Source organism: Streptomyces sp. TRM64462 (genome assembly GCF_013362995.1).
In the GTDB taxonomy this organism is placed as follows: domain Bacteria; phylum Actinomycetota; class Actinomycetes; order Streptomycetales; family Streptomycetaceae; genus Streptomyces.
The window spans coordinates 1-12113 of sequence record NZ_JABWDV010000146.1 but is presented as its reverse complement, the minus strand read 5'-3'; the positions used below and the strand labels follow the sequence as shown (position 1 = coordinate 12113).

Below are 12113 nucleotides of genomic sequence, written 5' to 3'. Positions count from 1 at the left end.
CCCGACCCCGTCTCCGCCCTCGTCCCCCGCCCGCCACCCCGCGAGGTTCTCCCGCCCATGAACGCACGCCAGCGCCGTGGTGTCATCCTGCTCGTCCTGTCCGTCCTGTGCGCCCTCGGTGCGTTCGCCGGGGTCGTCGTGGTCATCAGCGACGTCCAGGCGAAGGTCGGCCCCGAGGTCACGGCGTACCGCGTCAAGGCGGACGTGGCGGCCTACACGCCCCTCCAGCCCGACCGGTTCGAGAAGATCACGATGCCGGAGCGCTGGCTCTCCGCCAACGCCGTACGCGACCTCTCCGCCGTCACCGGCAAGATCGCCGTCACGGACCTCAAGAAGGGCTCCCTCCTCCAGAAGGACATGGTCGCGGACCGGCCCGCCCTGGAGAGCGGCGAGCAGGAGATCGCCATCATGATCGACGCCTCCACGGGCGTCGCCGGCAAGATCACCGCCGGGGCCCGGGTCAACATCTACGCCACCTTCGACGACGAGGGCCGAGGCAAGGGCGCCGTCGCCGAGTCCCGGCTCATCGTGCCCGGGGCCCGCGTCCTCGACGTCGGCAAGCTCACCCCCATCGACCAGCGCGGCAGCGGCGGCGACAGCGCCAGGGCGTACGGCGCCCGCGAGGCCGTGCCGATCACCTTCGCCCTCACCACCGCCGACGCCCAGCGCGTCGCGTACGCCGAGTCGTTCGCGAAGCACGTACGGCTCGCGCTGCTCCCCAAGGACGGGCCGCAGGCGTCCCCGAAACCCGGCGACTCCACGTACACGCTCGACGAAGACAAGACCAAGTGAGGGAGCAGGCAGCAGGATGACCACTCGCATCCTCCCCGCCGTCGGTGACCCCGACGCCGCCCGGGCCGTCACCACCCTGCTCGGCCAGCTCCCCGACACCGAGCCGGCCGGCCCCGTCGGCGACTCGACGGCCCTCGTCGACACGCTCGGCCGACTCGCCGCCGACTCCCTGGACGAACTCCCCGAGGTCGTCCTCGTCCACGAACGCATCGGCCCCGTCCCCGCACTCGACCTGATCCGCGAGGTCGCCCTCCGCTTCCCGGCGGTCGGGGTCGTCCTCGTCACGGCCGACACCAGCCCGGTGCTGTACTCGGCCGCCATGGACTCGGGCGCGCGGGGCATCGCGGGCGTCCCCCTCTCGTACGAGGAACTCGCCCAGCGCGTCGCGTCGGCGGCCGCGTGGGCGGCCGGGGTACGCCGCCACCTCGGCCACACGGGCGACGTGTTCACCGGCCCGGGCGGCACGGTCGTGACGGTGACCGGCGCGAAGGGCGGCGTCGGTACGACGGTGACGGCCGTCCAGCTCGCCCTCGCCGCCCGCGCCTCCGGCCACACCGTGGCCCTCGCGGACCTGGACCTCCAGGCCGGGGACGTCGCCTCCTACCTGGACGTCCAGTTCCGGCGGTCGGCCGTGGACCTGGCCGCCATCCAGGACGTCACGCCGCGGGTCCTCCAGGACGCCCTGTACACGCACGCGACGGGCCTCGCCCTGCTGCTGGCGCCCGCGGAGGGCGAGCGCGGCGAGGAGGTCACGGACCGCGCGGCCCGCCAGATCGTCAGCGCGCTGCGCCAGCGGTACGAGGTGGTCGTCGTCGACTGCGGCACGCAGATGAACGCGGCGAACGCGGCGGCCGTGGAGATGGCCGACAGGGCGCTGCTCGTCCTCACCCCGGACGTGGTGGCGGTACGTGCGGCGAAACGCATGGTCCGCCTCTGGGACCGGCTCCAGATCCGCAAGGCGGAGGAGACCACGACGGTCGTGAACCGCCACACCCGCCATACGGAGATCCAGCCGGCCCTCGTCGAGAAGATCACCGGCACCCGCGTCGCCCGCACCGCCGTCCCGGCCGCCTTCAAGGAACTCCAGCCGGCGGTCGACGCGGGCCGCATGCACGAACTGGAGCCCAAGTCGGCCGTCAAGCAGTCCCTGTGGGCCCTCGCCGGCGAACTCGGCCTGGTCAAGGCGGCGCAGGAGCCGCAGCCCGCCGATCGCGGCGCGGTGGTCCTGCGCCGGGCGCGCAGGAGGTAGCGGGATGCTGCGGCGCGGCGCAAGGGACGGGGGCCGGGTGGCGGACGGGGGCCAGGTGGCGATCGAGTTCACGGGCCTGGTCCCGCTCATCCTGGGCACCCTCCTGCTGCTGTGGCAGGCCACGCTCATCGGCTACACGTACGCCCTGGCGGGCAACGCCGCCGACGAGGCCGCCCGGGCGGGCGCCGTGGGCGGCGACTGCCAGGCGGCGGCCGGGTCGAAGCTGTCGGGCGCCTGGTCCGCCTCGACGTCCTGCGGCGCCTCGGGCGACCTCGCCACGGCCGACGTCACCCTCCAGGTCCCGGCCCTCTTCCCGGGCGTCGACCTCCCCTTCACCGTCCGCGCACACGCGGCAGCGGCCGACGAACGCGAGGACTGACCATGCCCCCACCGCAGCCCGGGCGCGACCGGGGCCAGGCCGCCGTCGAGTTCGCGGGATGGCTCGCCGTCCTCATCCTCGCCGCACTCGCCGCCGTACAGCTCGGCATCGTCGCCTACGCCGCCCAGCAGGCCGGCACCGCCGCCCGCGCCGCCGCCCGCGTCGCCTCGCAGGGCGGCGACGGCGCGGCAGCCGGCAGCGCGGCGATGAGCGGCTGGCTGGCCGACGGCGCCACCGTCACGGCACCCGCCGGCGCCGGCGCCGAGGACGTCACGGCCACCGTCACCGTGAACGTCCCCACCGTCCTGCCCCTCCTCAGCTTCGACCCGGTCACCCGCACCACCACCATGCCCGTCACGTCCAGCGAGGGAGGGACCCCATGAGCCTGCGGGCCCGTATCCACACGCCCGAGCCGGCCGGCGGCGGCCGCGGCGGCGAGGAGAACCACCTGGTGGGCGTCTACCGCGCGAAGCTCCTCGAAGAGATCGACCTCGCGGAGATGTCCGCGCTCGCCGCCGCCGACCGCCGCGCCCGCCTCGAACGCGTACTCGGCCACATCATCAGCCGCGAGGGCCCCGTCCTCTCCTCCGCCGAGCGCTCCCAGCTCATCCGCCGCGTCGTCGACGAGGCCCTCGGCCTCGGCATCCTCGAACCGCTCCTCGAAGACGCCTCCATCAGCGAGATCATGGTCAACGGCCCCGAGCAGGTGTACGTCGAGCGGCGCGGCCGCCTCGAACGCCTCCCGATGCGCTTCTCGTCCACCGAGCAGCTCATGCAGACGATCGAGCGCATCGTCTCCACCGTCAACCGCCGCGTCGACGAGTCGAACCCGATGGTCGACGCGCGCCTGCCGTCCGGTGAGCGCGTCAACGTCATCATCCCGCCGCTCTCGCTCACCGGCCCGGTGCTCACCATCCGCCGCTTCCCGCGCGCGTTCACGCTCCACGAGATGGTCGCGCTCGGCTCGCTCGACGAGCACATGGTGATGCTGCTGGCCGGGCTGGTGCGGGCGAAGTTCAACGTGATCGTCTCCGGCGCCACCGGCACCGGCAAGACCACGCTCCTCAACTCGCTCTCCGGGCTCATCCCGGACGGCGAGCGGATCGTCACCATCGAGGACTCGGCCGAACTCCAGCTCCAGCAGTCCCACGTCATCACGCTGGAGTCGCGCCCCGCCAACGTCGAGGGCAAGGGCCGCATCACCATCCGCGACCTGGTCCGCAACTCCCTCCGGATGCGCCCGGACCGCATCGTCGTCGGCGAGGTGCGCGGCGGCGAGACCCTCGACATGCTCCAGGCGATGTCGACGGGACACGACGGCTCGCTCGCCACCGTCCACGCCAACAGCGCCGAGGACGCCCTGATGCGCCTCCAGACCCTCGCCTCCATGTCGGAGGTCGAGGTGCCGTTCGCGGCCATCAAGGACCAGATCAACAGCGCCGTCGACGTCATCGTCCAGCTCACCCGGCACGCGGACGGCTCGCGCAGGATCACGGAGATCGCGGTGCTCGACTCGCACGGCCGCGAGGACTACCGGATAGCGACGGTCTGCCGCTTCGACGCCCAGCCGATGGCCGCCGACGGCCGCGTGTACGGGCACTTCACGCACCACCCGCTGCCGCGCCGGGTCGCCCAGCGCCTGTACATGCACAACGAGCCGACACCGGCGGCCTTCGGCGTGGCCCAGACGGACGCGCAACTGGCCCTGCGCCGGGGAACGGCGGCGTGAACCGATGGCCGACCTCCCGCTCCTGACCCTCGGCACCCTCGGCGTCACCGTCCTCGCCGGCGTCCTGGCCGTCGTGGGCGTCCACAGCTACGCCGCCGGCCGGGCGCAGCGGAAGGCGCTCGTGGCGCGGATGGCCCAGACGGGCCCGCTCCCGGCGGCGTCCCGGCGCCGCCGCTTCGCGGCCCTGGACCGCCGCCTCCGCGGGACGCGCCTGGGCCGCCGTATCGACCGCAAGCTCGCCGTAACGGGCCTGAACCTCACGCCCGCCGAGTACGTCGTGTACGCCGTGGCCACGCTCCTGGCCCTGTACCTGACGATCGCGGCGGTCTTCGCCCCGTTCTTCGGGGCGCTGGCGGTGGTGGCCGGGCTGTGGGGCGCGGACGCCTTCCTCAACTGGCAGCGCCAGCGCCGTACGGAGGCGTTCATCAACCAGCTGCCCGAGCTGACCCGCGTCCTGGCCAACGCCACGCAGGCCGGCCTGGCCCTGCGTACCGCCATCGCCCTGGCGGCGGACGAGCTTGACGACCCGGCGGGCGAGGAACTGCGCCAGGTCGCCGACCGGCTCGCCGTCGGGCACAGCCTGGACGACGCCCTGGGCGACCTCGCCGACCGCCTTCCGTCCCGGGAGCTGGTCGTGCTGGTCACGACGCTGGTCCTGTCGAACCGGGCGGGCGGCCAGGTGGTGAGCTCGCTCCGCAACCTCACGGGCACGCTGGACGAACGCAAGGAGACGCGCCGCGAGGTGACCACCCTCCTCTCCCAGGTGAAGGTGACGGCCTTCGCCATGCCGCTCCTCGGCCTCGGCTTCCTCCTCATGATCAACGGAATGAATCCGGGAGCGCTGGACAAGATGACGGGGTCGTTCGTCGGACAGGCGGGCTCGGTCATCGCGTTCGCGCTGTACACGGCGGGCTTCGTGATGATCCGCCGCTTGTCGAAGGTCAGGGTGTGAAGGGCATGAGGGGCGTGAGGGGCGTCAGGGGCGTCAGGGGCGTCAGGGGTCTCAGGGGGAGGGACCGGAGGTGAACGCACTGGGCGGGACAGGGCTCCTCCTGGCGGCCGTGATGGCCCTCGCGGTGTACGGCGCCTTCCACGGCGTACGCCTGTACCGGGCGGAGGCGAAGCTGCCGGGCGACCTGGCGGTGGCGCTGGAGGTGGGCGCGACGCGCACGAGCGCCGTCGGGTCCGGCGTGGACCGCCTGGGCATGCGCTACGCCCCGTCGGTGCTGCGCCTGATGGGCCCGAGGCGGGTCGACGCGCTGCGCCGCCGCCTGGACATGGCGGGCAACCCGGGCGGCCTGACCGTCGACCGGTACGCGGCGCGGCGCGCGGTGTACGGCACGCTGGGCGTGGCGGCGGCGCTCGCGATGCTGCTGCGCGGCCAGTGGGTGGTGGCGGCGCTGGTGCTGGCGTACGGCCTGACGTGGACGGACGTACTCCTCCGCATCGCGATCCACCGCCGCAGGGACGACATCGAACGCACCCTCCCGGACTTCCTGGACGTCCTGGCGGTGGTCGTCTCGGCGGGCCTCGGCTTCCGCCAGGCGCTGGAGCGGGTGGCGGAGCGGTACTCGGGCCCGTGGGCGGACGAACTGCGCATCACGCTCCGCCAGATGGACATGGGCGTGAGCCGCAGGGAGGCCTTCGACCAGCTCCGGAAGCGCAACGCCTCCGAACAGGTCTCGATGTTCGTGACGGCCCTCCAGCAGGGCGAGGAACTGGGCGCCCCGATCGTGGACACCCTCATCCAGATCGCCAACGACATGCGCCGCACGGACGCCCAGAACGCCCGCCGCGCGGCGGCCAAGGCGGTCCCGAAGACCACCCTCGTGGTCACGCTCGTGATGCTCCCGGCCACGATGATCCTCATCGCGCTGAGCTTCTACTACGGCTCGGGCGCGGACTTCACGGACCTGCTGGGCGGGTAGGGAATGACATCTGCAACCGCATACGGTCCAAACGTGAACGACCACCATCCACCCCCAACACCCGCACCCTCAACGGGAAATAGGCACCCGCCCGCCGCCCCCGAATCTCCCCGAACCCCTTCGCTTCCGCAAGCGGATGTGGCACATTCGTTGCTGAGTCAACGGGAGGGCGAAGGGGGGTGCGACAAGCGTGGCTGACCACCTGAACGGGCCGCGATTCGCCATTCGGGCCCGCGGTCGGGCCGTGGGGCCCATGATGAACAAGCAAGCCGGACGCGCGTACGACACCGAAGACTCGCACGATCCCGACCCCGGAGGGGACCGCCATGTCGAACATCGCACTGAAGGCCCTGACCCAGGCCAAGGTGTACGTGGGCACCTGGTCGAGGACGACGGCACGGGCCCTGAAACGGCGGGGCGACGGCGGGCAGGGCGTGGTCGAGTACGTGGGCATCATCATCCTCGTCGGCGTGATCGTCGCCGCGGTGGTGGGCTCCGGCATCGGCAACACCATCGCCACCGGGCTCCGCACCCAGGTGGGCAAGATCATCGGAAGCTGATCGGCGGCACCTTCCCAGCCCGCGAGTCGGGGCAGGCCTCGCCGCTGTACGTCTTCATGGTGGCGAGCCTGCTCTTTCTCGGGCTCGCGTTCTTCGCGGTGGGGCAGGCCGGTGCCACGCGCAACGGTGCGCAGTCGGCGGCGGACGCCGCCGCGCTGGCGGCAGCCAAGGACTCCCGGGACCGGTTCGTCCTGGACGGCCTCGACGGCGACGGCTTCGGACAGCTCTTCGACGGCACGCTGATCGGTGAGGACGGCTGCGGCGCCGGCCACGCGTACGCCTCCCGGAACGGTGCGACGGTGCAGAGCTGCGACGCGCTGGGAGACGGCCGTTGGGGCTTCCGGGTGACGGTCAGGTCGCAGAAACCGGTGGGGGACACCGTCCTCCCCGGTACGGAGGGCGACCACGCGGTAGCCACGGCCACGGCCGTCGTGGTTCCGCGCTGCACCTTCGAACGGGCCGACGAGGAAGACGCCCCGTCACCAGGGTCACTGGAGTGCGAGGACTTCGACCTCGACGTGGACCCGAAGGATCTCCCGGACATGTCCGACCTCTTCAAGGTGCGGCTGACCGAGGACTGACCGCGAAGGAACCCCAAGGGAAGGGCATTCATGGGTATGCGAGGCGGAGCGACCCCACACGCGGTCGCGTCGGCTGTGACGGCCGCGGCACTGGCCTTCGTCCTGACGGCCTGCGGCGGCGACGGCGAAGGCGGCGACGACGGGGCGAAGCCGCCGGGCGGGGCGAACACCTCCTCATCGGCGCCCGCCGCGCAGCAGAAGCCGCAGGAAGCCAGTACGGCCGGCGATCCGGACACGAGCAAGACCCTCGCCACGGTGACCGGCGCGGGCGGATTCGAACTGGTCCTGCACACCGCGGTCAAGGACCAGGGCGGATTCCTCACCGTCACCGGCACGCTGAAGAACCCGACCTCTCAGACGCTGGACGCGCCGCTCGAATGGAACGGTGAGGAGCTCCAGGTGAAGAAGACCGGACCCTCCTTCGCCGGAGCCACCTTGATCGACAAGTTGGAGAAGAAGCGCTACTACGTGCTGCGGGACACCGAGGGGTACCCCTTGACGACCACGGGCGTCACCACACTGAAGGCAGGCGAGGAGATCGTCGTCTTCGCCCAGTTCCCCGCGCCCCCGGCGACCACCACACAGGTGGAGTTCCAGCTGCCGAAGATGTCCCCGGCGACCATCGAGCTCTCATGATGCCCCGCCACCCCGCCCACACCCTCCTCGCCGCCCTGCTCCTCGCCGCCGGCCTGCACGCTGCCGGGCCCGCCGTCGCGTGGGCCGACGAGACGCCGAGCGTGCCGCCCGGCACCGAGTCCACGGTGCCCCCGCCGGAGATCGACCCGAGGGCGGCCGGCCTCAAGATGCGCGACGGCGCGACGCTCGCGCCCGCGAAGGTGCTGCCGATCGTCTCGATCGTCGAGTCCGAGGGCGGCGAGGAACGCCGCGAGGAGACCAGCTCCCACCTCAAGTTCGCACTCCAGGCGGAAGTCCTCTTCGGCAAGGACAGCGCCGAACTGACCCCCGAGGCGAACGCCCGCATCGCGGCGATCGCCGAGGAGATCAAGAGGCAACAGGCCACCAAGGTCCGCATCTTCGGCTTCACCGACAACCTCGGCTCCGACGCCCACGGCGACGTCCTGTCCAAGCAGCGCGCCGACGCCGTCCACGGCGTCCTCTCGCCGCTTCTGACCTCGGCGAACATCACGTACGAGATCAGGGGCTACGGCGAGCAGTACCCCATCGCGGACAACACCACCGAAGAGGGCCGCAGGAAGAACCGCCGCGTGGAGGTCTCCTTCCCCACCGACGCGTCCGCCCCCGGGACACGCACCGGCACCGGTACCAGCACCCAGGGCTGAACGACAACGGGCCTTCGTGCGGCCGGATTTCGCTTCTCCGTGACGCGGAATTCCGCCCGTCCCGTGACCGAAAAGAAACCCGACGCTACCTAGCGGTAACAACTCGGGACGTGCCACATTCCCGCATGCCACCGGCCGGCGGCTTACCCCTCACCCGTGCGCCACACCGCCATGGGGTGTGACACGGGCGTGCCCACGCATGTCCGTATCACGGCCCCTCACGTGGCCGAACGATGGAGTTCGCCGTGTCCGGATCCCGCACTTCAGGCAGAAGGTCCCGCCCCCGCACCCCCCTCGCCTCCGCCGCCCTCGCGTTCGCCGCGCTCCTCGGCGGCACACTCGGCGGCACCCTCGCCGGCGCCGCCCCCGCCGCCGCGAGCCCCGGCAGCGGGCCCACCGCCATCGTGGCCATGGGCGACAGCTACATCTCCGGCGAAGCCGGCCGGTGGCGCGGCAACAGCCTCACCGACAGCGGCAGCCGCGACGGCACCGACCGCGCCTGGACCGGCGGCTCCACCTACGACCCCACCCTCGTGTACGGCGACACCGCCGCCAACGGCTGCCACCGCTCCGACTCCTCCGAAGTCCGCAGCGCCACCGGCACCGGCGCCCAGGCGTTGATCAACCTCGCCTGCTCCGGCGCCACCACCCACAACGTCTTCCGCGCCGCGAACGGCGGCCAGTCCTTCAAGGGCGAGGCCCCGCAGGCCGACCAGCTCGCCGCCGTCGCCGCCTCGCACGACGTCGAGGTCATCGCCCTCTCCATCGGCGGCAACGACCTCGGCTTCGCCTCGATCATCGAGAAGTGCGCCAAGGACTACATCGTCTGGTACTCGTACTGCCACGACGACCAGCAGCTCCTCGTCGACCAGCGGATCGACACCGTCATGGCGAACGTCGCCAAGGCGGTCGACGAGATCCGCGCCGTGATGTCCACCGCCGGCTACGCCCCCGCCTCCTACCGCGTCGTCCTCCAGTCGTACCCGTCCCCGATCCCGCGCGGCCGCGAGAACCGCTACAGCGAGAGCGGCTGGTCCCGCGTCAACACCGGCGGCTGCCCGTTCTGGAACAAGGACTCCGACTGGGCCCGCGACTCCCTCGTCCCGCAGCTCGCGGACCGGCTCCGCGCGGTCGCCGCCGCGAAGGGCGCCCAGTTCATGGATCTGCGCGACATGCTCCAGGGCCGTGAGGTGTGCGCCACCGCCAGCAGCCTCGTCACCGCCGCGCAGCCGCCGTCCGCCACCACCAGCGAATGGGCGCGCTGGATCGACAGCAACGAGACCCAGGGCCCGGTCCAGGAGTCCATGCACCCCAACTACTACGGCCAGCTCAGCCAGGGCCGCTGCCTCGCCCTCCTCTACGCCGCGCCCACCGGCGACCACTCCTGCCGCAACACGCCGGGATCGGGTCCCTCCGCGATGTACCTCACGTCGCTCACATAACCCGGCGAACCGGAGTGGGCGCGCCCGACATAATCGGCCGGGTGTTCCCCGACCGCACCGCACCTCCGCCCGAGGCCCCCGACCCCCCACCGCACCGGGGGTCCGGGCCCGCGCTGCTCGGCTACGCGGCCGTGCGTCTCGTCGGTCTGGCCGTCCTCCTCGTCGCCGCGTCCGCGGCCGGGGAGGACGCCTGGCACCGGCTCAAGGGCCGCTGGGACGCCGTCTGGTACACCCGCATCGCCGAGCACGGATACGGCTACGAGGTCACCCTCCCGGACGGCGGCGGCGTCCACTCCGACCTCGCCTTCTTCCCTCTCCTCCCCGCTCTCGAACGCGCCCTCTCCGCCGTACTCCCCGTCAGCCCCGCCACCGCCGGCCTGCTGGTCTCCTGGACGGCCGCGCTCGCCGCCGCCTGGGGCATCCACGCCGTCGGCGCGCACATCGCGGGACCGCGCGCCGGGGTCGTACTCGCCGTGCTGTGGGGCGTGTACCCGACCGCGTTCGTCCAGTCCATGGCGTACACCGAGAGCCTCTTCACCGCGTTCGCCGCCTGGTCCCTGTACGCCGTGCTGCGCGGCCGCTGGGTGACGGCGGGCGCCCTGTCCGCGCTGGCCGGGCTCACCCGCCCGTCCGCCGTGGCGCTCGTCGCGGCCCTCGGCGTCACGGCCCTCGCGACGGTCGCCGCACGCCGCCGCGGCCCCGAGCGGCTGGGCCCCGTGCCGCTCGTCCCCGTGCCGCTCGTCCCCGAACCGCTCGTCCCCGTGCCGCTCGTCCCCGTGCCGCTCGTCCCCGTGCCGCTCATCGCCGGAATGCTGCTCGCCCCGCTCGGCTGGCTCGCGTACGCCGCGTTCGTCGCCGTACGGCTCGGCAGCCCCACCGCGTACTTCGACGTCCAGGCCGCCTGGGGCAACCGCGTCGACGGCGGCGTGGCGCTCGCCCGCTTCGTGGCCGCACAGCTCACCGGCCCCCACCCGCTCGCCGGCGTCGGCCTCATCGCCGCGTTCGGGCTGCTCGGCTGGGCGCTGTGGCTGTGCGTACGGCAGCGCCAGCCGCTGCCCGTACTCGTCTACACGCTGGTGATCGTCGCCGTGTCACTGGTCGGCGCCGCGTACTTCGGCTCGCGGCCGCGCCTGATCATGCCCGCGTTCCCGCTGCTGCTGCCGGCCGCGGTCGCCCTCGCCCGGCTGCGCGACCGGTACCTCGCCGCGGTCCTGGCGGCCCTCGCCCTGGCCTCCGCCGTGTACGGGGCGTTCACGCTCCTCGGCCCGGGCCCTCCGTGACGACCGGTACGTCCACGGAGAGCCGTACGCCCGGACGCACACCCCACCGCTCCATCGCCCCGGCCTCCGCCTCCAGCACGTGCCGCGCCCGCGGCCGGGGCCGCCCCAGCCGCCCGGGCGGCATGGCCGGTACGACGTCCAGCACCGTCAACTCCCGGTCCAGATACGCGACATCGATCGCGAACCGCATCCGGAACGTGTGCACGCTGGAACACGGCGTCAACAGCACCGCGCCCTCCACCCCGTCCCGCCCCAGCAACCCCCGAGCGCGGCTCCGCCAGGAGGCGGCGACCTCCAGGGCGGCGACCCCACCGCCCGCCACCCGCAACGTCCCCACCCCGTCACGCCACTTCATACCGGCACGGTAGGCCGCGGCCCGTCCGCACCGCAGCGCTTTCGGGTGACCCGGACCCGCGGTCCTCCTAGGGTCGGCGCTGTGTACGCCACGCTGATCGCCGCCGCAGCCGTGTGGGGCGCCGCCACGGGCCTCCTCGTCCCCCGCGCCGCCCACCGCCTCTCGGTCCCCCCGGACACCCCCTGGCGCACCACCTGCCCCGCCGGCCACACCTACCCCAGCACCCTCCGATCCTGGCTGGGCCCCACCCCGTGCCCCGCCTGCAAGAACCACCCGCCCCACCCCGCACCAAGCCCTCTCCGGCACACCCCACCACCAGAAACGGCCCCCGCGCCCACCCCGGCCAACCAGCCACCACCCGCCCCCACACCACCCCCGCCCAGCACTCCACCCGCGCCAGGACCCGCCTCCGCAGCGCCCGATCCGGCCCCCGCGTCCACCCCGGCCACCCAGCCACCACCCGCGCCAGGGCCCGCCTCCGCAGCGCCCGATCCGACGCCCGCCCCCGCACCGGGCC

14 protein-coding genes are annotated in these 12113 nt (G+C 73.0%); 13 read left to right on the top strand and 1 reads right to left on the bottom strand.

What is annotated here, in order from left to right:
- Positions 1–57 precede the first annotated feature (57 nt).
- The 13 genes from cpaB to HTZ82_RS06815 all read left to right on the top strand — a co-directional run bounded on the left by cpaB (position 58) and on the right by HTZ82_RS06815 (position 11241).
- Positions 58–792 carry a Flp pilus assembly protein CpaB gene (gene cpaB / locus HTZ82_RS06875; protein ID WP_175408390.1) on the top strand — a complete coding sequence of 245 codons (735 nt, stop codon included), beginning with the start codon at positions 58–60 and terminating at the stop codon, positions 790–792.
- 16 nt (positions 793–808) lie between these two features.
- The gene (locus HTZ82_RS06870) at positions 809–2041 is read left to right on the top strand and encodes an AAA family ATPase (protein WP_175408389.1); all 1233 of its coding nucleotides are present in this window, start codon (positions 809–811) and stop codon (positions 2039–2041) included.
- 4 nt (positions 2042–2045) lie between these two features.
- Complete coding sequence (locus tag HTZ82_RS06865; RefSeq protein ID WP_175408388.1) at positions 2046–2420, top strand: TadE/TadG family type IV pilus assembly protein; 375 nt, start codon at positions 2046–2048, stop codon at positions 2418–2420.
- Positions 2421–2422: 2 nt separating this feature from the next.
- Positions 2423–2803: a TadE/TadG family type IV pilus assembly protein gene (locus HTZ82_RS06860; RefSeq protein ID WP_175408387.1), complete on the top strand. Its 381-nt coding sequence runs from the start codon at positions 2423–2425 to the stop codon at positions 2801–2803.
- A complete protein-coding gene (locus HTZ82_RS06855; protein ID WP_175408386.1) occupies positions 2800–4149 on the top strand; it encodes a CpaF family protein in 1350 nt (449 codons plus the stop codon). The genes HTZ82_RS06860 and HTZ82_RS06855 overlap by 4 nt, the downstream gene beginning before the upstream one ends.
- 4 nt (positions 4150–4153) lie before the next feature.
- The gene (locus tag HTZ82_RS06850) at positions 4154–5101 is read left to right on the top strand and encodes a type II secretion system F family protein (RefSeq protein WP_175408385.1); all 948 of its coding nucleotides are present in this window, start codon (positions 4154–4156) and stop codon (positions 5099–5101) included.
- Between the two features lie 70 nt (positions 5102–5171).
- Entirely contained in the window at positions 5172–6077 is a 906-nt protein-coding gene (locus HTZ82_RS06845; protein WP_309235344.1) for a DUF5936 domain-containing protein, read from the top strand.
- A 326-nt stretch (positions 6078–6403) separates the two neighbouring features.
- Complete coding sequence (locus HTZ82_RS06840) at positions 6404–6637, top strand: hypothetical protein (protein ID WP_175408384.1); 234 nt, start codon at positions 6404–6406, stop codon at positions 6635–6637.
- On the top strand, positions 6634–7218 hold the full coding sequence (locus HTZ82_RS06835) for a pilus assembly protein TadG-related protein (protein WP_302852209.1): 585 nt from the start codon (positions 6634–6636) through the stop codon (positions 7216–7218). Before HTZ82_RS06840 ends, HTZ82_RS06835 begins: the two co-directional genes overlap by 4 nt.
- Positions 7219–7248: 30 nt before the next feature.
- Positions 7249–7854 carry a hypothetical protein gene (locus HTZ82_RS06830; RefSeq protein WP_175408382.1) on the top strand — a complete coding sequence of 202 codons (606 nt, stop codon included), beginning with the start codon at positions 7249–7251 and terminating at the stop codon, positions 7852–7854.
- Positions 7851–8519: an OmpA family protein gene (locus HTZ82_RS06825; RefSeq protein WP_175408381.1), complete on the top strand. Its 669-nt coding sequence runs from the start codon at positions 7851–7853 to the stop codon at positions 8517–8519. The genes HTZ82_RS06830 and HTZ82_RS06825 overlap by 4 nt, the downstream gene beginning before the upstream one ends.
- Positions 8520–8764: 245 nt before the next feature.
- Positions 8765–9961 carry a GDSL-type esterase/lipase family protein gene (locus HTZ82_RS06820; RefSeq protein ID WP_309235343.1) on the top strand — a complete coding sequence of 399 codons (1197 nt, stop codon included), beginning with the start codon at positions 8765–8767 and terminating at the stop codon, positions 9959–9961.
- A gap of 41 nt (positions 9962–10002) precedes the next feature.
- Entirely contained in the window at positions 10003–11241 is a 1239-nt protein-coding gene (locus HTZ82_RS06815; RefSeq protein ID WP_309235342.1) for a mannosyltransferase family protein, read from the top strand.
- On the opposite strand, the gene HTZ82_RS06810 is transcribed toward HTZ82_RS06815, so the two are convergent.
- Positions 11213–11596, bottom strand: coding sequence for a DUF192 domain-containing protein (locus tag HTZ82_RS06810; protein WP_175408379.1), 384 nt, complete (start codon positions 11594–11596; stop codon positions 11213–11215). The two genes, HTZ82_RS06815 and HTZ82_RS06810, sit on opposite strands and share 29 nt — an antisense overlap.
- Between the last annotated feature and the right edge of the window lie 517 nt (positions 11597–12113).